The following is a 20,361-nucleotide window of genomic DNA, read 5'->3' as shown; positions in this document are numbered from 1 at the left end:
AAATCTATGTCGCATTTATGAAAGGTTTAAAGCGATATGCTGTGCTAGTCAAAACTTTTTTAATTCTGACCGCTACGACTCAAAAGCTACTGTGACGCAGACACCACAAAGCGCGCGGCCTTCAGGGCTGCACGCTTTGTTGTTTTTTTTGAGGTGCCGAGAGGGCGGCCTGGGTAAGGCCGCCGGATCTTCAGCGAGTTGTTGCCAGTTCTTGTTGAACGCTGGCGACAGTGCGAGGCCAAGGTTTACCAGCCTGAACCTTCGCTGGCAAGGCCTTGATAGCGGATTCCGCTGCTGTACGGCTGGAGAAGTTGCCGTAAGTGATCACGTAGAGCGGCTTGCCGTTGAGGACTTTCTTGAAATAACGGTACTCGCCGCCCTGCTCTTTCACGAACGCCTGGGCGTTGGCTTCGGAGCTGGTGCCCAGGATCTGCACCACGAAGTTACCGGTAGGCTGGCTGGTGTACCAGCTGCTGCCGGTAGCGCCGGCCTTGGCCACGGTCACCGGTTTTTCAGCAGGCTTGGCGGCAGGCGCTGGCTTGGCCACAGGCGCAGGGACTACTGGCTTCGCAACAGGCGCTGGCTTGGCGGTAGCGACTTGGGCCGGCGCTGGCGCTGGCGTCGGCGCAGGCTTGGCCGCTGGCTGACCCGCAGGCACGCCCGCAGGGGGCGCAGTGGTGGTCACGGTCGGCGGCGTGGCGCTGGAGCCTTCCACCGGCACGCCATCGTCGCCTTCGCTGATACCGCCAGCGGCTTCAGCCAATGGACCACGCATCACAGGCTGGCCGACCATCGGCAGATTGGTGGGCTGGCCGGAGTTGGCAAATTCAACATTCGGTGTTGGCTTGCCCAGTGGCAACTGCGCCTGTTCGGTTGGCGCGCCAGCGGTGGTCGGGGCCTTGTTGCGACCTGGAATCAACCAGGCGGCGGCGACAGCGACCACGACAACGGCAGAAATTGCCAATACGTGCTTCTTAGGCATAGTGAACCCCATCTTTGGACGCTTGACCGCAGAGCGGCTGGCAATCATGGCTTCGATCATGGCATCGCGGGCAACCTGGTTGATGGTGCCAGGCCAGCCGTCGGAGCTTTCGTGAATATCAGAGATCTGCGAAGCGGAGAAAAGTTCGATGCCCTGCCCTGCGCCTTCCAGCCGTTGGGAGAGGTATTCGCGGGTTTCTTCTTCTTCGTAAGGCTGCAGTTCGATGACGTGGAACAGTTCCTGTTCGCCGCTGATCTGCTCAAGTTCGGCAATCAGCGAAGACTCGCCAAACAGGAACACATGCGGACGACCTTCAGGCGTACCGGCCGCCAGGGCCAGCAACGCTTCCAGGGCAGATTCGTCGAGCTGCTCGGCGTCATCCACCAGCAGGTAGACTTCCTGGCCGGTCAGGCCCAGTTGCACCACTTGCTTGAGGATCGCATTCGGCTCGGCAGTGGACACGTCCAGGGCCTGGGCCACTTGGCGCAACACGCCCGCCGCATCACCGGCACCACGGGCGGAAACCACCACGCTCTGCACCGATTGCTTGTTGGTGCTGGCCACCAGCGCCTGGCGCAGCAAGGTCTTGCCGCTGCCCAACGGGCCGGTGACCACCAGCAACAGCTGGCTGTAGCGCGCGAGGTGGTGCAACTGCCCGAGCACCGGCTTGCGTTGTGCAGGGAAAAATTTGAAACCAGGCACCCGTGGAGCAAAAGGGTCGTGGCTTAACTGGTAATGGCCGAGGAACGCCTCGTCGGCATGCAAACTAGTCATCGGGATCTTATTAACCTTTAAGCTGGGCCAGGGCGCGGTAATCCGCTCCCAGCGTGGCCTGTAAAATCTCTTTCGGATAATCGTCGGTCACTACCGCTTCGCCCATTCGGCGCAACAGCACCAGTCGCAGTCGACCGTCGATCACTTTCTTGTCTATTGCCATATGTTCGAGAAAATCTGCCTCAGTCATCTCTTCAGGAGGAATGACCGGCAACCCGGCGCGCTGGAACAGGCGGATCCCGCGATCACGCTCCTGGGCACTGATCCAGCCCAGGCGTTGCGACATCTCCAATGCCATCACCGTGCCAGCCGCTACGGCCTCTCCATGCAACCACACACCATAGCCCATGTGAGTCTCGATCGCATGGCCGAAGGTGTGGCCGAGGTTCAACGTGGCGCGCACACCGGACTCACGCTCGTCGGCATTTACCACCAATGCCTTGGCAGCGCAGGAGCGGGAAATTGCTTCGGTCAGCGCCACCTGGTCGAGGGCGCGCAGGGCGTCGACATGCTCTTCAAGCCAGGTCAGGAACGGCTCGTCGCAGATGAGGCCGTACTTGATGACTTCCGCCAGGCCCGCCGACAGCTCTCGGGGCGGCAGGGTATTGAGGGTGGCGGTGTCGATCAGCACCACATTCGGCTGATAGAACGCACCGACCATGTTCTTGCCCAGCGGATGGTTGATGCCGGTCTTGCCGCCCACCGACGAATCGACCTGGGACAGCAACGTGGTCGGTACCTGGATAAAGTCCACGCCGCGCTGGTAGCAGGCGGCCGCGAAGCCGGCCATGTCGCCGATCACCCCGCCACCCAGCGCTACTACGGTGGTGCGACGGTCATGACGGGCAGTCAGCAGGCCATCAAAGATCAGTTGCAGGGTTTCCCAAGTCTTGAAGGCCTCACCGTCGGGCAATACCACCGAGATCACCGAATACGCCGCAAGGCTGCGGCTCAGACGCTCAAGATACAGCGGCGCGACCGTTTCATTGGAGATGATCGCCACTTGCCGCCCGGCAATATGCGGTGCGAGCAGCTCGGGCTGGTCCAACAAACCTTCGCCAATATGGATCGGGTAGCTGCGCTCGCCAAGATCGACCTTAAGTGTCTGCATGTGTCCCCGCGTTGAAGATGAAAGCAGGCGTCCTGCCCTACATTAACGTTGTCGGCATCGTCTTGATCTGACGTCGCCTGATGGCTCTACGCCACAACTCGGACGGTCATGACGCGCCGCCGAGGATAGCGCATTTCGGCTCTGGCTTTAACGGGGCGGCAACTGTGCCAGGCGCTCAAGAATGTCGAGAACGACCATTCGCGGCGGCCGCTCATCGGTTTCCACCACCAGATCGGCGATTTCCCGATACAGCGGGTCGCGTAGCGTGAGTAAGTCCCGCAGGGTTTTTGCCGGGTCGGCGGTACGCAACAACGGGCGGTTGCGATCGCGAGCGGTGCGGCCCACCTGCTGCTCCACAGACGCATGCAGATAAACCACGCGACCGCCGGCGTGCAGCGCCCGGCGATTCTCGTCACGCATCACCGCGCCGCCGCCGGTGGCCAATACCACGCCGTCACAGCCGCACAGCTCAGCAATCATCGCCTGCTCGCGATCGCGAAAGCCCAGTTCGCCTTCCTTATCGAAGATCCACGGGATATTGGCACCCGTGCGCAATTCAATTTCCTTATCGGAGTCTTTGAATGGCAGGCGCAGCTCTTTGGCCAGCAAACGGCCGATGGTGCTTTTTCCAGCCCCCATCGGTCCTACAAGAATCAAATTTCGCACAGAATCAACGACTCACAGCAATCGCCTGGTTATTCATAATACGCGGAGTCAGGAATACCAGCAGCTCGGATTTTTTCTCCGAAACCACATCCCGCCGGAAAAGGCGGCCAAGATACGGCACATCGCCCAAAAATGGCACTTTATCTACCACTTTGCTTTGAGTATTGGAGAAAACTCCGCCAATCACGATGGTCTCCCCGTCCTGGACCAGCACCTTGGCATTGACCTCGTTTTTCTTGATCGGCGGCACATCGTTGAGCTTGTTCAGGTAGTCGGGTTCGTCCTTGGTCACCTTGACCTCCATGTTCACCCAGCCGTCCGGTGTGATTTGCGGCGTCACTTCCAGTGACAGCGAGGCTTCCTTGAACGACACCGAGGTAGCACCGGTGGAGCTGGATTCCTGATAGGGAATCTCGGTGCCCTTGAGGATACGTGCGGTTTCCTTATCGGAGGTGACGACCTTGGGCTGCGAGACGATTTCACCGTTGCCGGTTTTTTCCATGGCGGTCAGCTCCAGGTCCAGCAGCAGGTTGTCGGTGATAAAGGCGATCCCCAGGCCGGCGCTGCCGTTGACCGTGCCCATATCTACAAACGGCGAGCTGGGCGGGTTTTCGGGAGGCTCGGCACCCTCGGCCAGCGGTTTCCTGATACCGCCAGCGCCCCAGTTGCCCCGACTCATCTGCCCACCCCAGCGTACCCCCAGGCTTTTGTCGTAATCCACATTGGCCTCGACAATCCGCGCCTCGATCATCACCTGCCTTACCGGAATATCCAGTTGCGCCACGATCCGACGCAGCTCCTCCAGCCGCTCCTGGGTCTGGTAGACGATGATGTTGTTGGTGCGATCATCCACCGCCACCGAGCCGCGCTCATCGGTTGCACCTTCCAGGCCCACGGCCGACTGGAACAGCTTGGCCAGGTCCGACGCCTTGGCATAATTCACTTGCAGCAGTTCACGGCGCAACGGGGCCAGCTCCGTCATTTGCTTGCGCGACTCCAGCACCAGCAGCTCGCGGGCCGCTAACTCCTCGGCAGGCGCCACCAGCAGTACGTTGGCCGTCACACGTTTGTCCAGCCCCTTGGTTTGCAGCACAAGATCCAGGGCCTGGTCCCAGGGCACGTCCTTGAGGCGCAGGGTGATCGCCCCCTGCACGTCGTCGCTGGCCACCAGATTGAGGCCGGCGACGTCGGCAATCTGCTGCAGCACCGCGCGTAACTCGATGTTCTGGAAGTTGAGGGACAGCTTGTCGCCGGTAAATGCCAAGCGCTCTGTACTCAGGGGCGCATTGCCAGGTGGCGGCAGGTGAATCAGGTCGATTCGATTGGGCACAGCCATGACCATCGGTGCCGTGAACGCTATCCATAGCGCCACACCGAAGGACGAAAAAGTCCTTTTCATTGTTTGTTTCCGTTATGAATTCACGTTCAGGGAAAGAGTTTGCGAGCGTTCCAGCCAAGCGCCCTGGCCGTCCGGGAAAAGCTCGGCCAGTTCGACATGGGAGTCATGAATCGCCGTGATGCGCCCGTGGTCCGGGCCCAGGTAATCGCCGATTGCCAACCGATGGACAGACGACGCGCCGCGCAGCAGTGCGAAGGTTTGTGTACCCAGGGACAAGGTTCCAACCATTTCAAACTGATCCAGCGCAACGCTTTCAAGTACTCCACGCGGCCTGGTGAAGTCAGGTCCCGCGGCCGGTCGCCCGACGGGCCGCACCCGTTGACGAGAGGGCGACTGAAAAGGATCGCGCAAGGATGAAAAATCGTAGGCAACCGGCTCGGCGAGCGCCGGCGACGGTTGGTGCAAATCAGCCTCCAGATCATCACCCGCTTGACGGTTGTAGCGATAAGTCTTCGCCACCAGACTGAGGCGCAACCCTGAGGGATCAACATGGCTGAACGCCAAGTCATGCACCGTGACGATCCTTGGCATGCCAGCCATGCCACTGATGAACGCCGCCAGATCGTGAAAAGTCCCGGTCACGTCAATCCGCATGGGCGACTCGATGTACAGGGTGCGAGGCTGGTCATCCAGCAGGTCGATGGCTTCCAGCGCCAGGCCATTGGCGGCACTCAGGCGGCCAATGTCTTCAAGCAGGCCGGGCACTTCGGTATCGGCAGGCAACTGCCGCAACAGATTGGTGAAACGGCCTTGCATCGTTTTGAAGTCGCGGGCCTGAGACTCCAGTCCGGCCACCTGAACGGTCTTCAGCGCAACCTGCTGCTCAAGCGCCACTTCCTGCGCCTCCAGCTGGCGCAATTGCTCTCGCGCCCCGCTCAAGTAGAAGCTGTTGCCCGCTATCCACAGCAGGCAAACCACCGCACCACCCAGCAAAGCCTTGCCCGGCAGCGGCCAGTCGGCGGCGTTTCGGTAGAGCTGGGCGATGTCGAGTTCCGTCAGCCTTCGCAGGCCTGACGCCCCTCTCATGGGCGCACCTCATCGGAATGACCATGGCGAACCGTCAGCTGAAAGCTATTGTCGTCACCGCCCTGCGCACCGCTAACCCGTTGAAGCCGGGGCGCCTGCAAGTCACCGGTTGCCTCAAGGCCACGCATCAACTGAGCAATATCACGGTTCGATTCGGCAGTACCGCTGATCGAAACAGATCCACCGTCAACACTCACCTCACGCAACTGCACCCCATCCGGCATGGCACGAGCCAATTGGTCCAGCAACTGAACGCCCGCCGAACGATCGTCCTGCAAACCCTGCACAACTTTCATCCGTTCCATCAACTGCTGGCGTTGCTCATGCAGCTCGTCGATGGCCTTGATCCGCGAGTCGAGCCCGGTAACGCCCACCTTCAGTTGGCTGTTACGGGCCAATTGCCGATCAATCGCGCGGTCGATCACCTGGTCTGCCAGCCATACCGCAGCCAGCGCCACAGTTGCAGCCCCCGCCAGGAACACCAGAAAATATTTGCGCCGCCGCTGGTTCCGTTCTGCGCGCCACGGCAGCAGGTTGATTCGTGTCATCAGTCGAAACTCCTCAGGGCCAACCCGCAGGCCACTCCCATTCCCTGGGCATCCACGGCCCATTGCGCGCCATCGACACGACGGCCCGGCGTGATGCTGTCCGAAGCCTGCCTGCCCACGCGAGCCAATGCAAATGCTTCGACATCCACTATCCGTGTCGCCAGCCCCGCCAAGGCCAAAACCGCCTCACGGGCCTCTACCTGTTCCTTGAGGCAGGCAACCAGCAGCACATCGACGCTTTGCGAGTCATGGGCCGACGGGCCCTGCACCTGAAAGTCGATGGCCACATCCTCCAGCGGATAAGGAATGTACTGGTCGGCTTCCCCGTGGATTCGTTGCACCATTTCTGCATCAGTGAGCCCGGCGTCCATCTCGAGCACACGAGTGATCACCGAAGGCCCGGCGACGGCGACGGCGGCTTGTCGGAGCGAGGTATGCACCTGTGCCAGCGCCCTGGAAAGGGCCTGTGCGACGGCATCAAAATCCACCACGCTACTGTCGACCACCGCATGGGCCGGCAACGGCTGCATGGCGTAGCCGCGGACGCTGTAGCCGTTGCCTGAAACCTCGAGTTCCACCAGCTTGACGCCGGCGTCATTGATGTCGATACCCAGGACGGCATCGGCTTTTCGCCTGAAAAATCCCTTTATCATAAAACTCCCCAAAACTTTCCCTGTCTTACGGACTGATTGCTGCCAGGCTTCATGCATTCGGTCGGCTTGTATGAGCGGTGCGAATGACGCCCGAAGCCGAAAAATGCTTTAATGCCCAGCGTTTTTTCCCGCGTTTATCTGCTGGCCGGGTCGATCCACCGCTTGCCGTGCATGCCCCGACGCCTAACCCATTCTTTTCCTTGGAAATCCAAAAGCCTTGATTCGTCTGCTGAAGTTTTTCGGGTACTCCATTGTCGCGATCGTCTGCGGGCTGATGCTCGTGCTCAGCGGGGCCTATCTCTACCTTAGTCCGGGTTTGCCCTCCGTAGAGGCCCTGAGAAGTATCCAGTTGCAGATTCCTTTGCGGGTCTACAGCAGCGATGAAAAACTGATCGCGGAGTTCGGCGAAATGCGCCGTACACCGATCCGTTTCGCCGACATTCCACCCAATTTCATCAACGCCCTGCTGTCGGCTGAAGACGATAACTTCGCCAATCACTATGGCGTCGACCCAAGCAGCCTGGTGCGGGCGGCCACGCAGTTGGTAAAAAGCGGACACATTCAGTCCGGCGGCAGCACCATCACCATGCAGGTAGCGAAGAACTTCTTCCTCACCAGCGAACGCAGCTTTTCCCGCAAGGCCACGGAAATCCTCCTGGCGTTGCAGATCGAACGTCAGCTGACCAAGGACGAGATCCTTGAGCTGTACGTCAACAAGATCTACCTCGGCAACCGCGCCTACGGCATCGAGGCAGCTTCCCAGGTCTACTACGGCAAGTCGATTCGTGATGCCAGCCTGGCGCAGATGGCGATGATTGCCGGCCTGCCCAAGGCGCCTTCGCGCTTCAACCCGCTGGCCAACCCGGCGCGCAGCAAAGAGCGCCGCGACTGGATCCTGGGCCGCATGTACAAGCTGGGCAAGATCGACCAGGCCGCGTACGAAAGTGCGGTGGCCGAGCCGTTGAACGCCAGCTATCACGTGCCGACCCCGGAAGTGAATGCCCCGTATATCGCCGAAATGGCCCGCGCCGAGATGGTCGGCCGCTATGGCAGCGAGGCGTACACCGAAGGTTTCCGCGTGACCACGACGATTCCGAGCAACCTGCAGGAAATCGCCAATAAATCGGTACACGAAGGCCTGATCGCCTATGACCAGCGCCACGGTTACCGCGGCCCTGAATCGCGCCTGCCGGGCAAGACCCTGAGCGCCTGGACCGTCGAGCTGGGCAAACAACGCCCGATCAGCGGCCTTGAGCCAGCCATCGTCACCCAGGTGAAGAAAGATGGCGTGCAGGTACTGACCCGCACCGGTGAAGAACATGTGTCGTGGGACAGCATGAAATGGGCCCGCCCGTTCCTGAACACCAACAGCATGGGGGCGATGCCCAAGCAGCCGTCGGACGTGGCCCAGGTCGGCGACCTGATTCGTGTGCAGCGCCAGAAGGACGACAGCCTGAAATTCAGCCAGGTGCCCGTGGCACAGGGCGCCCTGGTGTCGCTTGACCCGCAGAACGGTGCAATCCGCGCCCTGGTCGGCGGGTTTGCCTTCGAGCAGAGCAACTATAACCGCGCCACCCAGGCCAAGCGCCAACCGGGCTCGAGCTTCAAGCCATTCATCTACAGCGCCGCACTGGATAACGGCTACACCGCCGCCAGCCTGGTCAACGATGCGCCGATCGTGTTTGTCGACGAGTACCTGGACAAGGTCTGGCGCCCGAAGAACGACACCAACACCTTCCTCGGCCCGATCCGCGTCCGCGAGGCGCTGTACAAGTCGCGTAACCTGGTGTCGATCCGCCTGCTGCAGGCGATGGGCGTAGGCAAGACCATCGACTACATCACCCGCTTCGGCTTCAACAAGTCGGACCTGCCGCCCAACCTGTCCCTGGCACTGGGTACCGCCACGCTGACGCCGATGGAAATCGCCACCGGCTGGAGCACCTTTGCCAACGGCGGCTACAAGATCACCCCGTACCTGATCGACAAGATCGAAAGCCGTAGCGGCGAAACCCTGTTTACCGCCAACCCGCCGCGGGTACCGGGCGACGTGGTCAATGGCGTCGCCGCCACTGACGGCCAGGCAGCACCGACCAACGGCGGCATCACCATCGAGCCGACGCCAGGCGAAGCACCGGCCGCCGGCGCCCCTGCCGCACCACAAGCGCCGGCGGTAGCCGAACGCGTTGTGGATGGCCGCACCACCTACATCCTCAACAGCATCCTGGAAGACGTGATCAAGAAAGGTACGGGGCGTCGCGCCCTGGCCCTGGGCCGCGCCGACATCGCCGGCAAGACCGGTACCACCAACGAATCCAAGGATGCGTGGTTCTCGGGCTACAACGGCGACTACGTGACCACCGTATGGACCGGTTACGACCAGCCGGAAAGCCTCGGTCGCCGGGAGTTCGGTGGCACCGTCGCGCTGCCGATCTGGATGAGCTACATGGGTGCTGCATTGAAGGACAAGCCGCTGCACACCCAGCCGGAGCCGGAAGGCATACTCAGCCTGCGGATCGACCCGGTCAGCGGCCGAGCAGCAGCGCCGAGCACGCCGAATGCGTACTTCGAGCTGTTCAAGAGCGAGGACACGCCGCCATCGGTCAACGAACTGGGCAACGGCGTTGCACCGGGCAGCCCGCTGCCGGCGGATGAGGCGGCACCGATCGACTTGTTCTAACACGCAGATCCAATGTGGGAGCGGGCTTGCCCGCGATAGCGGAGGCTCAGTCACAGCTGTGTTAACTGTCCTGCCCTCATCGCGGGCAAGCCCGGCTCCCACATTTGGATCGTCGCAAGCCTTGAACTGATCAACAGGCAATAAAAAAGCCCCGACTCGCAAGAGCCGGGGCTTTTTGTTGGTGCGCTACAACGGCTTAGCCGTTGAACACATCGTCCACGCTTTTCAGCGGGTAGTTCTTCGGATACGGCAGGGTGGCCACACCGGTCTCGATCGCAGCTTTAGCCACAGCATCGGAGATCAGGGTGATCAGGCGCTTGTCCATTGGTTTCGGAATGATGTACTCACGACCGAATTCCAGCTTGATGCCGCCGTAGGCGTCGCACACTTCCTGAGGAACCGGCAGCTTGGCCAGTTCGCGCAGGGCGTTGGCGGCAGCCACTTTCATCTCTTCGTTGATGCGCTTGGCGCGAACGTCCAGGGCACCACGGAAGATGAACGGGAAGCCCAGTACGTTGTTGACCTGGTTCGGGTAGTCCGAACGGCCGGTGGCCATGATCACGTCGTTACGGGTGGCGTGGGCCAGTTCCGGGGAAATTTCCGGGTCCGGGTTGGAGCACGCGAACACGATCGGGTTGGCCGCCATGGACTTGAGGCCTTCGGCGCTCAGCAGGTTCGGGCCGGACAGGCCAACGAACACGTCTGCACCGTCAAGGGCGTCAGCCAGGGTACGCTTGGAGGACGGATGCGCGAACATCGCCTTGTACTGGTTCAGGTCGGTACGCTCGGACTGTACAACGCCCTTGCTGTCGACCATGTAGATGTTTTCCAGCTTGGCGCCCATGCTCACCAGCAACTTCATGCAGGAGATGGCCGCAGCGCCGGCGCCCAGGCAAACGATCTTGGCTTCGCCGAGGGTTTTGCCAGCGATTTCCAGGGCGTTGATCATGCCGGCCGCGGTAACGATCGCGGTGCCGTGCTGGTCATCGTGGAATACCGGGATGTCGCACTGTTCGATCAGGGCCTTTTCGATCTCGAAGCACTCAGGTGCCTTGATGTCTTCCAGGTTGATGCCACCGAATGTGATGGAGATGCGCTTTACGGTGTCGATGAAAGCCTGCGGGCTTTCGGAATCGACTTCGATGTCGAATACGTCAATGCCGGCGAAGCGCTTGAACAGCACGCCTTTACCTTCCATGACTGGCTTGGAAGCCAATGGGCCGAGGTTACCCAGGCCGAGGATCGCGGTGCCATCAGAGATCACTGCAACCAGGTTGCCTTTGCCGGTGTACTTGTAGGCCAGTTCAGGATCGCGGGCGATTTCACGTACGGGCTCGGCAACGCCAGGGCTGTAGGCCAGCGACAGGTCGCGGGCGGTGGCAGTGGCTTTGGTGAGCTCTACACTCAGCTTTCCTGGACGAGGATGGGCATGATATTCGAGAGCGGCAGTTTTCAAATCAGACATATCGGCATTCCGCTTTTACTGTTGGTCGACGGACCGCCGAGGATACGCGTGTCGCAAAGTCCCCACAAGACTGGGCAGTCACAGGTGTCAAGGGCCCTGCCCTACGACTTTTGGCCAAGAGCCACGGGATACAAGGGCTCAACTGTTCACAATCCCACTAAAAAATGTCTACAATTTTTTTCTTACGGCACCCGCTGAAGCATGCCGGGATCGGTCACTGGCAGCAGCCAGCGTGCCTGGCCATTTTCCAGGCCACCGCGTCGGGAACGGTCCAGCACCCAGCCGCGCGCCTCGATGGATTGCCCCTGTAAACCCTTCAACAGTGCACTGTCGAACGCGGCCACCCGATTGGGCGCAATGCGTAATACCAGTGAGCCCTGCAACTCAATCCAGACTCCGCCGCGATTGCGTTCGATTTTGCTCACCTGGCCACTGACCACCGCAAAGCCCGAACGCCGGATCTTCGCCGCATCTACCACCGGTGACTGGCGCCACAGCCCCAAACGGGCCTGCCGGGCACTGCGTTCAGCGGCTTGCTGGCAGGCCACCAGCCCCACATTCGGCGCGACGGCCACCTGGAAGCCGAGGCCTTCGGCGAGCAACTGCGCCTCCAGATTTCCGCCATTGGCGCCGTAAAGATGGGCCAAAGTGCGACCGTAACGGTCCTTGCTTTCCCGTCCGGGCACCACGCCAACGCGCCCACCGCTCGCATCCACCAGGCTTTGCAGGCGCTCGCGAGCGGCCACGGCGAAGGGCTCGTCAGTGCGGCCCTTCTTGCCGGTTTCCGGGGCATTGACGCCGATCATGCGCACGTTGCGGCCGTCCTTGAGGCGCACCGTGTCGCCATCCACCACCCGCTGCACGTCAAAAATAGCGACATTGCCGGGCGCCGGGCAGAAGACCTCGGCCTGGGCGGGCGCCAGCCAAATCGCAGACACAAAAAAGGCGCCCACAAGGGACGCCTTTTTCATCAGCGAGGACAAGCCATACAGGCCATCCAAGCGGACCAGCCTTACTCGGCTTTAGGAGCAGCTTTAGCGCCGAAAGCACCGAAGCGGGTCTTGAAGCGGTCAACACGGCCGCCAACATCCAGAGTCTTCTGCTTACCGGTGTAGAACGGGTGGCACTCGTTGCACACGTCGATTGGCAGAGCTTTGCCGAAAGTCGAACGGGTTTCGAACTTGTTACCGCAGCTGCAGGTAACGTCGATGGCAACATAGTTTGGATGGATATCGGCTTTCATGGTGTGTTCCTCAGGCTAGCGTGCCGCCAATCAACACTATTGTTGAATACCGCACGTAATTAGGCCGCGGATTCTACCAGACCTTTTTAAACGCGCAAGAAGCACTGCGGCCCCTTTCATCAGAAAAGCGCGGCATACACAAGGCCCTGTGGGAGCCGGGCTTGCCCGCGATGCAGACGCTACGGTGTCTCAGGTGCACCGTGTCGTTACTATCGCGGGCAAGCCCGGCTCCCACATCCACCGCTGGTCTGCTAGGCTCCCGCCCTTCTTCGCCGCCCGTCATATGAGAACCCCCGCGTGCCCGACGCCATTTTGCGCCTCGCCCTGCCCTCGCCCCTGCGCCGCCTGTTCGATTATCGGGCACCCGCCGGCGTATTGCGGTCGCAGTTGCAGCCGGGCATGCGCGTGCGCGTGCCGTTTGGCCGGAGGGAAATGATCGGCATCCTGGTAGAAGTCGCCGATCACAGCGAAGTGCCCGCCGAGAAGCTCAAGCCTGCCGTGGCCATCCTCGACGCCACCCCGCCGCTTCCACCTGCGCTGTTCAAGTTGTGCCTGTGGACCTCGCAGTATTACCAGCACAGCCTCGGCGATACCTTGAGCTGGGCGCTGCCGGTGCTGTTGCGCCAGGGCGAATTGGCCGAGGCGCGCCAAGAGCGTTTCTGGTCGATGGTACCGGGGGCGCGCATGGACGACCCGCGCATCGCCCGCGCCCCGCGCCAGCGTGAAGCCCTGGCGACCCTGGCCCAGCATCCCCACGGCGTCGCCCATCAGCTGTTAAGCAAGTTGATGCTGAGCAAGGACAGCCTGGACTTGCTGCTCGCCAAGGGTTTGGTGCAGGTGGAGATCCGCAAGCACGCCCCCGGCGAACGCCACGAACACTGGCTGGCCCAGCCGGAGCTGCCGCTCAATCCGGAACAACGCGCCGCCTATGAAGCGATTCGCGCCGGCTTCGACAGCTTCCACGCGTTCCTGCTGGCGGGCGTCACCGGCAGCGGCAAGACCGAAGTCTATTTACAGCTGATCCGCGAAACCCTCGAGGCCGGCAAACAGGCGTTGGTGTTGATCCCCGAGATCAACCTCGGCCCGCAAACCCTGGCGCGTTTCGAGCAGCGCTTCAACGCGCGCATCGCCCTGGTGCACTCGGCGGTCAACGACCGCGAGCGCCTGGAATCCTGGCTCGCCGCCCGGGACGGCGAGGCCGACATTATTATTGGTACCCGCTCGGCGCTGTTCACCCCGATGAAAAATCCCGGGCTGATCATCATCGACGAAGAACACGACGGCTCTTATAAACAGCAGGAAGGCCTGCGCTACCACGCCCGCGACCTGGCGCTGGTGCGCGCCCGCCAGGAAAACATCCCGATCGTGCTGGGTTCGGCCACGCCCTCCCTGGAAAGCCTGCACAACGCCTACACCGGTCGCTACGGCCTGCTGCGTCTCAACGAGCGGGCCGGCGGCGCCAAGCAGCCACGCTTCCTGCGCCTGGACGTGAAAAGTCGCCCGCTGGACAGCGGCATTTCCGGGCCAATGCAACAAGCCATCGGCCAAACCCTCGCGGCGGGCCAGCAAGTGCTGGTGTTCCTCAACCGCCGGGGTTTTGCGCCGACGCTGCTGTGCCATGACTGCGGCTGGATGTCCGAGTGCAAGCGCTGCGACGCGCGAATGACCGTCCACCAGCGTTCCGGCGAGTTGCGCTGCCATCACTGCGGCCATGTGGAACGGGTGCCACGTCACTGCCCGCAGTGCGGCAAGGTCGACTTGCGCCCGGTGGGCGCAGGCACCGAGCGCGCCGAGGAGCGGCTGGGCATTCTGTTCCCGGATTACCCGGTGCTGCGGGTCGACCGTGACAGTACGTCGCGCAAGGACGCGATGAATCAGCTGTTCGCCACGATCCAGAAGGGCCAGCCGTGCATTTTGGTGGGCACACAGATGCTTGCCAAAGGGCATCACTTCCCACGGGTGACCCTGGTGTCGATCCTGGATGCCGACGGCGGGTTGTTCTCCGGGGATTTCCGCGCCAGCGAACGGATGGCACAGCTGATCGTGCAGGTCGCAGGCCGCGCCGGGCGGGCTGAAGAGCCAGGCAAGGTGATCATCCAGACGCATCTGGCCGACCACCCATTGCTGATTCAACTGACAGAGCAAGGTTACTTTGCCTTCGCCGAGCAGGCCTTGAGCGAACGCCGCTCGGCCGGCTTGCCGCCGTTTGCGCATCTGGCGCTGCTGCGGGCCGAGGCGCACAAGCCGGGGCAGGCCGAAGGCTTCCTGGATGAAGCCTGCAGCGAGGCTGAACGTTTGCTGGGGGAGCTGGGTCTGAGCGGCATCGAATTGCTCGGCCCGGTGCCCGCGCCCATGGAACGCCGCGCCGGTCGTTACCGCGCCCAGCTACTCTTGCAAGCCAGTGCCCGCGCCCCGCTGCATCGTTTATTAAGCAGTTGGTTACTTGCCCTGGAGCAAATGCCCAGCGGGCGACAAGTGAGATGGTCGTTGGACGTAGACCCGGTAGATTTGTATTAAGCCTGGCCATAGGTCCAGCGAAGGTTGGCAAGCCCGCCCTCGCCACGGATAATGCCCAGTTTTTCCACCTGCGCATCGCGCGCCACCGCTTGCGGTCGAAAGAGAACACCATGAAAGACACCATTCGCCAGCTGATCCAACAAGCCCTCACCCAACTCGTCAACGAAGGTGTGTTGCCTGAAGGCCTGACGCCGGCGATCCAAGTGGAAAATACCCGAGACAAGACCCACGGTGATTTCGCCAGCAACATCGCGATGATGCTGGCCAAGCCGGCCGGCCTGAAGCCACGCGATCTGGCGGAAAAAATCATCGCCGCGCTGCCGGCCGACCCGCAGGTGACCAAGGCTGAAATCGCCGGCCCTGGCTTTATCAACTTCTTCCAGAACACCCAGGCCCTGGCTTCGCGCCTGGACGCGGCCCTGGCGGATGCCAAAATCGGCGTACGCAAGGCCGGCCCGACACAACGCGTGGCCATCGACCTGTCGGCACCGAACCTGGCCAAGGAAATGCACGTAGGTCACTTGCGCTCCACCATCATTGGTGACGGCGTGGCGCGGGTCCTGGAATTCCTCGGCGACGACGTAATCCGCCAGAACCACGTGGGCGACTGGGGCACCCAGTTCGGCATGTTGATGGCGTACCTGCAGGAAAACCCGATCACCAGCAACGAGCTGTCGGACCTGGAGAACTTCTACCGCGCCGCCAAGAAGCGTTTCGACGAATCCGAAGAATTCGCCGACCGCGCCCGTGGCCTGGTGGTCAAGCTGCAAGCCGGCGATGCCGAATGCCTGGAGCTGTGGGGCCGCTTCCGCGAGATCTCCCTGTCCCACTGCCAGGAAATCTACGAGCTGCTTAACGTCAAATTGACCATGGCCGATGTGATGGGCGAAAGCGCCTACAACGACGACCTGATCAACGTGGTCAACGACCTCAAGGCCAAGGGCCTGCTGGTTGAGAGCAACGGTGCCCAGTGCGTGTTCCTCGAAGAATTCAAGACGGCCGACGGCGACCCGCTGCCGGTGATCATCGTCAAGGCCGATGGCGGCTACCTCTACGCCACCACCGACCTGGCCGCCGTGCGCTACCGCAGCGGCGTGCTGAAAGCCGACCGCGCCCTGTATTTCGTTGACCAGCGCCAGGCCCTGCACTTCCAGCAAGTGTTCGAAGTGGCGCGCCGCGCCGGTTTCGTCACCCACCCGATGCAGATGGAACACATGGGCTTCGGCACCATGAACGGCGCCGATGGCCGCCCGTTCAAGACCCGTGACGGCGGCACCGTGAAGCTGATCGACCTGCTGAACGAAGCCCAGGACCGCGCCTACAACCTGGTGAAGGAAAAGAACCCGGAGCTGGCCGAAGCCGACCTGCGCAATATCGCCCGCGTGGTGGGGATTGGCGCGGTGAAATACGCCGACCTGTCCAAGCACCGTACCAGCGACTACAGCTTCAACTTCGAGCTGATGCTCAACTTCGAAGGCAACACCGCGCCGTACCTGCTGTATGCCTACACCCGGGTGGCCGGTGTGTTCCGCAAGCTGGGCAAGGACTTCAGTGAAGTCGAAGGCCAGATCAACCTTGAAGCGCCGCACGAGCAGGAACTGGCGGCCAAGCTGGCGCAATTCGGCGAAGTGCTGAACAGCGTTGGTGAAAAAGGCACGCCGCACATCCTCTGCACCTATTTGTACGAAGTCGCCGGTTTGTTCTCCAGCTTCTACGAGAACTGCCCGATCCTGACCGCAGACGACGAAGCCCAAAAGCAGAGCCGCCTGCGCCTCGCCGCACTGGCAGGACGGACCCTCAAGCAAGGCCTGGAATTGTTGGGCCTGGAAACTCTGGAGCGTATGTAAGTTGGCTGCCAAGAAAAAACCTGCACCCAAGCGCGGCGCCAGCCGCTACCAGGCACCTGCGAAGAAACCTATTCCGGGCTGGTTGTGGATGGCGATCGGCCTGACGGTCGGCGCGTTTGTCGTGTTCCTGATGAAGCTGGACCCGGGCAAGGGCGATGACGTCAAACGGGTCAAGCAAGAGCAGCAGAGGGCCACGAAAATGGCCGAAGCGAACAAGACCGTCCCGAGCCCGACTGCGCCGGTGAAGCCGAAGTACGACTTCTACACATTGCTGCCGGAATCGGAAGTGATCGTGCCGCCGGATGCCGTACCGGAAAAAACCCTGCCGACACCACAGCCGGTGCCGACCACACCTGTGACTCCGGCGGAAGCGGCGAAAATCGACACTGCACGGGCCCAGGCGGCATTGGCCGGGATTACCCCGCCGCCGCCGCCGCCAGTCGCTACGACTAAAGCAGCGCCGGTGACCAAGTTCTTCCTGCAGGCGGGCTCGTTCCCGAAACAGGCGGATGCGGACCGTGTGCGCGCGCAGATTATTCTGTTGGGGCAGGCGGTGACGGTGGAGTCCGGGACGGTTAAGGATGCGACCTGGTATCGCGTGCTGGTAGGGCCGTTCAGCAACCGTGAACAGCTGACCGTGGCCCAGAAACAACTGGCGGGTGCAGGGTTTAGCAACCTGTTGTTACAACAACGCCAAAGCCGCTGATCGGCCCCGACTCCGAGGTCACAGCAGATCAAATGTGGGAGCCGGGCTTGCCCGCGATGGCGGTGGAACAGTCAATATTTTCGGTGACTGACCCACCACCATCGCGGGCAAGCCCGGCTCCCACATTGGTTTTCATTGTATTTAAAACCTCGGTTCACACAGATTCACCACTCGTCCGCCCTCCCGTCCTACAGTTGAAATCCCCCCCGCCACCCCCATATGAGTTCCATCAGGGCATTTTCGCCCCGCAGCGTGGAGACTCTCCCCTTGACCACCATCGTTTCAGTTCGCCGCCACGGCAAAGTCGTCATGGGCGGCGACGGCCAGGTTTCACTTGGCAATACCGTGATGAAAGGCAACGCGAAAAAAGTCCGTCGCCTGTACCACGGCCAGGTCCTCGCCGGTTTCGCCGGCGCCACCGCTGACGCCTTTACCCTGTTCGAGCGCTTTGAAGGCCAACTTGAGAAGCACCAGGGCCACTTGGTCCGTGCCGCCGTCGAACTCGCCAAAGAATGGCGCACCGACCGCTCCCTCAGCCGCCTCGAAGCCATGCTGGCCGTCGCCAACAAAGACGCCTCCCTGATCATCACCGGCAACGGCGACGTGGTTGAACCCGAAGAAGGCCTGATCGCCATGGGTTCCGGCGGCGGTTACGCCCAGGCCGCTGCCAGCGCCCTGCTGAAGAAAACCGACCTGTCGGCCCGGGAAATCGTCGAGACTGCCCTCGGTATCGCTGGCGACATCTGTGTCTTCACCAACCACAACCTGACCATTGAGGAGCAGGACCTCGCCGAGTAAGCCGCAGGCTTATTCCCGCTTGAGGACCGCCAATTACTATGTCCATGACTCCCCGCGAAATCGTCCATGAACTCAATCGCCATATCATCGGCCAGGACGATGCCAAGCGCGCCGTTGCCATCGCCCTGCGTAACCGCTGGCGCCGGATGCAACTGCCCGAAGAATTGCGCGTTGAAGTAACCCCCAAGAACATCCTGATGATCGGCCCGACCGGTGTCGGTAAAACCGAAATCGCCCGGCGCCTGGCCAAACTGGCCAATGCTCCGTTCATCAAGGTCGAAGCCACCAAATTCACCGAAGTGGGCTACGTGGGCCGTGACGTCGAATCGATCATTCGTGACCTGGCCGACGCTGCCCTGAAGCTGCTGCGCGAACAGGAAATGACCAAGGTCAGCCATCGCGCCGAAGACGCCGCTGAAGAACGCATCCTCGACGCCCTGCTGCCACCAGCACGCATGGGCTTCAACGAAGACGCCGCACCGAGCTCGGATTCCAACACCCGCCAGCTGTTCCGCAAGCGCCTGCGTGAAGGCCAGCTGGACGACAAGGAAATCGAGATCGAAGTCGCCGAAGTGTCCGGCGTCGACATCTCCGCACCGCCTGGCATGGAAGAAATGACCAGCCAGTTGCAGAACCTGTTCGCCAACATGGGGAAGGGCAAGAAGAAAAGCCGCAAGCTCAAGGTGAAGGAAGCGCTGAAACTGGTGCGCGACGAAGAAGCCGGGCGCCTGGTGAATGAGGAAGAACTCAAGGCCAAGGCCCTGGAAGCGGTCGAGCAGCACGGCATCGTGTTCATCGACGAGATCGACAAGGTGGCCAAGCGCGGTAATTCCGGCGGTGTCGATGTCTCCCGCGAAGGCGTGCAGCGCGACCTGCTGCCGCTGATCGAAGGCTGCACCGTCAACACCAAGCTGGGCATGGTCAAGACCGACCACATCCTGTTTATCGCTTCCGGTGCGTTCCACCTGAGCAAGCCAAGCGACCTGGTGCCGGAGCTGCAAGGCCGCCTGCCAATTCGCGTTGAGCTGAAAGCACTGACGCCAGGCGACTTCGAACGCATCCTCAGTGAGCCCCATGCGTCGCTGACCGAGCAATACCGCGAACTGCTGAAAACCGAAGGCCTGGGAATTGAGTTCCTGCCGGACGGTATCAAGCGTTTGGCCGAGATCGCCTGGCAGGTCAACGAGAAGACCGAGAACATCGGTGCCCGTCGTTTGCACACCTTGCTTGAACGCCTGCTGGAGGAAGTGTCCTTCAGTGCTGGCGACATGGCGGGCGCGCAGAATGGCGAAGCAATCAAGATCGACGCCGACTACGTCAACAGCCACTTGGGCGAATTGGCGCAGAACGAAGATCTGTCTCGTTATATCCTGTAAGGCTTACGCAGGAACCGCTCTGCCTTAATGTGGGAGCGGGCTTGCTCGCGAATGCGGTGGGTCAGTTTATGCAACGGTGACTGACCCACCGCATTCGCGAGCAAGCCCGCTCCCACATTTTAAAGCCGGTTCCTTCAGGATCATCTCTGAGCGGTTCCCCAAATGACCAAACTGCCTACCGCCATCAACCTGCACAAAGCCTCCAAGACCCTGGGCCTTACCTACGGTCCTGACGAGGTGTATCAGCTGCCCGCCGAATTCCTTCGCGTGCACTCCCCCTCCGCCGAGGTCCAGGGCCACGGCAAACCGATCCTGCAATTCGGCAAGCTCAATGTCGGTTTGACCAAGATCGAACCCGCCGGCCAATACGCACTGAAATTGACCTTCGACGACGGTCATGACAGCGGATTGTTCACTTGGGACTACCTCTATCAACTTGCCGTGCGTCAGGACGCGCTGTGGGCTGACTATCTTGCCGAGCTGAAAGCCGCCGGAAAAACCCGCGACCCGAGCCAGTCGGTCGTACGGCTGATGCTCTAGCTCAGGCCTCTTGCTCATTAGTGGGCATTTTCT

General features: G+C 61.4%; 17 protein-coding genes. 7 read left to right on the top strand and 10 right to left on the bottom strand.

Annotated features, from left to right (window positions below):
* Positions 1 to 190: 190 nt before the first annotated feature.
* From K0H47_RS05365 to pilM, 7 genes are all read right to left on the bottom strand, one after another.
* Positions 191 to 1,756 carry an SPOR domain-containing protein gene (locus tag K0H47_RS05365; RefSeq protein ID WP_219272126.1) on the bottom strand — a complete coding sequence of 522 codons (1,566 nt, stop codon included), beginning with the start codon at positions 1,754 to 1,756 and terminating at the stop codon, positions 191 to 193.
* A gap of 10 nt (positions 1,757 to 1,766) precedes the next feature.
* Positions 1,767 to 2,867: a 3-dehydroquinate synthase gene (aroB, locus tag K0H47_RS05360; protein WP_003209346.1), complete on the bottom strand. Its 1,101-nt coding sequence runs from the start codon at positions 2,865 to 2,867 to the stop codon at positions 1,767 to 1,769.
* A 147-nt stretch (positions 2,868 to 3,014) separates the two neighbouring features.
* Positions 3,015 to 3,533, bottom strand: a complete 519-nt coding sequence (gene aroK / locus K0H47_RS05355) for a shikimate kinase AroK (protein WP_003209345.1) — start codon at positions 3,531 to 3,533, stop codon at positions 3,015 to 3,017.
* A 4-nt stretch (positions 3,534 to 3,537) separates the two neighbouring features.
* Positions 3,538 to 4,875 (bottom strand): type IV pilus secretin PilQ, encoded by a 1,338-nt coding sequence (locus K0H47_RS05350; protein ID WP_219272188.1) that lies wholly within the window; start codon positions 4,873 to 4,875, stop codon positions 3,538 to 3,540.
* A gap of 69 nt (positions 4,876 to 4,944) precedes the next feature.
* Complete coding sequence (locus K0H47_RS05345; protein WP_219272124.1) at positions 4,945 to 5,958, bottom strand: pilus assembly protein PilP; 1,014 nt, start codon at positions 5,956 to 5,958, stop codon at positions 4,945 to 4,947.
* Entirely contained in the window at positions 5,955 to 6,506 is a 552-nt protein-coding gene (locus tag K0H47_RS05340) for a PilN domain-containing protein (RefSeq protein ID WP_063033468.1), read from the bottom strand. Before K0H47_RS05340 ends, K0H47_RS05345 begins: the two co-directional genes overlap by 4 nt.
* Complete coding sequence (gene pilM / locus K0H47_RS05335) at positions 6,506 to 7,159, bottom strand: type IV pilus biogenesis protein PilM (RefSeq protein WP_177025870.1); 654 nt, start codon at positions 7,157 to 7,159, stop codon at positions 6,506 to 6,508. Before pilM ends, K0H47_RS05340 begins: the two co-directional genes overlap by 1 nt.
* Positions 7,160 to 7,379: 220 nt before the next feature.
* Here pilM and K0H47_RS05330 point away from each other — a divergent pair, with 220 nt between their 5' ends.
* Positions 7,380 to 9,836 carry a penicillin-binding protein 1A gene (locus tag K0H47_RS05330; RefSeq protein WP_371103579.1) on the top strand — a complete coding sequence of 819 codons (2,457 nt, stop codon included), beginning with the start codon at positions 7,380 to 7,382 and terminating at the stop codon, positions 9,834 to 9,836.
* A gap of 196 nt (positions 9,837 to 10,032) precedes the next feature.
* Here K0H47_RS05330 and K0H47_RS05325 read toward each other — a convergent pair whose 3' ends face one another.
* The 3 genes from K0H47_RS05325 to rpmE all read right to left on the bottom strand — a co-directional run bounded on the left by K0H47_RS05325 (position 10,033) and on the right by rpmE (position 12,544).
* Positions 10,033 to 11,301 carry a malic enzyme-like NAD(P)-binding protein gene (locus tag K0H47_RS05325; RefSeq protein ID WP_219272122.1) on the bottom strand — a complete coding sequence of 423 codons (1,269 nt, stop codon included), beginning with the start codon at positions 11,299 to 11,301 and terminating at the stop codon, positions 10,033 to 10,035.
* A 182-nt stretch (positions 11,302 to 11,483) separates the two neighbouring features.
* Entirely contained in the window at positions 11,484 to 12,272 is a 789-nt protein-coding gene (locus tag K0H47_RS05320; protein WP_219272186.1) for a thermonuclease family protein, read from the bottom strand.
* A 41-nt stretch (positions 12,273 to 12,313) separates the two neighbouring features.
* On the bottom strand, positions 12,314 to 12,544 hold the full coding sequence (rpmE, locus tag K0H47_RS05315) for a 50S ribosomal protein L31 (RefSeq protein WP_003209330.1): 231 nt from the start codon (positions 12,542 to 12,544) through the stop codon (positions 12,314 to 12,316).
* Positions 12,545 to 12,841: 297 nt separating this feature from the next.
* Between rpmE and K0H47_RS05310 the strand changes: the two genes are divergently transcribed.
* The 6 genes from K0H47_RS05310 to K0H47_RS05285 all read left to right on the top strand — a co-directional run bounded on the left by K0H47_RS05310 (position 12,842) and on the right by K0H47_RS05285 (position 20,328).
* Positions 12,842 to 15,061: a primosomal protein N' gene (locus K0H47_RS05310; protein WP_219272120.1), complete on the top strand. Its 2,220-nt coding sequence runs from the start codon at positions 12,842 to 12,844 to the stop codon at positions 15,059 to 15,061.
* A 110-nt stretch (positions 15,062 to 15,171) separates the two neighbouring features.
* Positions 15,172 to 16,908, top strand: a complete 1,737-nt coding sequence (argS, locus tag K0H47_RS05305; RefSeq protein ID WP_017478235.1) for an arginine--tRNA ligase — start codon at positions 15,172 to 15,174, stop codon at positions 16,906 to 16,908.
* A 1-nt stretch (position 16,909) separates the two neighbouring features.
* Entirely contained in the window at positions 16,910 to 17,614 is a 705-nt protein-coding gene (locus tag K0H47_RS05300; RefSeq protein WP_017478234.1) for an SPOR domain-containing protein, read from the top strand.
* 267 nt (positions 17,615 to 17,881) lie between these two features.
* Positions 17,882 to 18,412 (top strand): ATP-dependent protease subunit HslV, encoded by a 531-nt coding sequence (hslV, locus tag K0H47_RS05295; protein ID WP_003209323.1) that lies wholly within the window; start codon positions 17,882 to 17,884, stop codon positions 18,410 to 18,412.
* Positions 18,413 to 18,450: 38 nt separating this feature from the next.
* Positions 18,451 to 19,788: an ATP-dependent protease ATPase subunit HslU gene (gene hslU / locus K0H47_RS05290; RefSeq protein ID WP_008439258.1), complete on the top strand. Its 1,338-nt coding sequence runs from the start codon at positions 18,451 to 18,453 to the stop codon at positions 19,786 to 19,788.
* Positions 19,789 to 19,950: 162 nt separating this feature from the next.
* Positions 19,951 to 20,328, top strand: a complete 378-nt coding sequence (locus tag K0H47_RS05285; RefSeq protein ID WP_017478232.1) for a gamma-butyrobetaine hydroxylase-like domain-containing protein — start codon at positions 19,951 to 19,953, stop codon at positions 20,326 to 20,328.
* Positions 20,329 to 20,361 lie beyond the last annotated feature (33 nt).

This window comes from Pseudomonas sp. Xaverov 83, from assembly GCF_019352905.1.
In the GTDB taxonomy this organism is placed as follows: domain Bacteria; phylum Pseudomonadota; class Gammaproteobacteria; order Pseudomonadales; family Pseudomonadaceae; genus Aquipseudomonas; species Aquipseudomonas yamanorum.
Note: the sequence above shows the minus strand (reverse complement) of the source record. Positions and strands in the feature narration are given on the sequence as shown.

Excerpts from the sequence above, each read along its gene's own strand:
- K0H47_RS05365 (WP_219272126.1), bottom strand. The coding sequence starts at position 1,756 with ATGACTAGTTTGCATGCCGACGAGGCGTTCCTCGGCCATTACCAGTTA.
- aroB (WP_003209346.1), bottom strand. The coding sequence starts at position 2,867 with ATGCAGACACTTAAGGTCGATCTTGGCGAGCGCAGCTACCCGATCCAT.
- K0H47_RS05350 (WP_219272188.1), bottom strand. The coding sequence starts at position 4,875 with ATGGTCATGGCTGTGCCCAATCGAATCGACCTGATTCACCTGCCGCCA.
- K0H47_RS05345 (WP_219272124.1), bottom strand. The coding sequence starts at position 5,958 with ATGAGAGGGGCGTCAGGCCTGCGAAGGCTGACGGAACTCGACATCGCC.
- K0H47_RS05340 (WP_063033468.1), bottom strand. The coding sequence starts at position 6,506 with ATGACACGAATCAACCTGCTGCCGTGGCGCGCAGAACGGAACCAGCGG.
- pilM (WP_177025870.1), bottom strand. The coding sequence starts at position 7,159 with ATGATAAAGGGATTTTTCAGGCGAAAAGCCGATGCCGTCCTGGGTATC.
- K0H47_RS05325 (WP_219272122.1), bottom strand. The coding sequence starts at position 11,301 with ATGTCTGATTTGAAAACTGCCGCTCTCGAATATCATGCCCATCCTCGT.
- K0H47_RS05320 (WP_219272186.1), bottom strand. The coding sequence starts at position 12,272 with ATGAAAAAGGCGTCCCTTGTGGGCGCCTTTTTTGTGTCTGCGATTTGG.
- rpmE (WP_003209330.1), bottom strand. The coding sequence starts at position 12,544 with ATGAAAGCCGATATCCATCCAAACTATGTTGCCATCGACGTTACCTGC.
- argS (WP_017478235.1), top strand. The coding sequence starts at position 15,172 with ATGAAAGACACCATTCGCCAGCTGATCCAACAAGCCCTCACCCAACTC.
- hslU (WP_008439258.1), top strand. The coding sequence starts at position 18,451 with ATGTCCATGACTCCCCGCGAAATCGTCCATGAACTCAATCGCCATATC.
- K0H47_RS05285 (WP_017478232.1), top strand. The coding sequence starts at position 19,951 with ATGACCAAACTGCCTACCGCCATCAACCTGCACAAAGCCTCCAAGACC.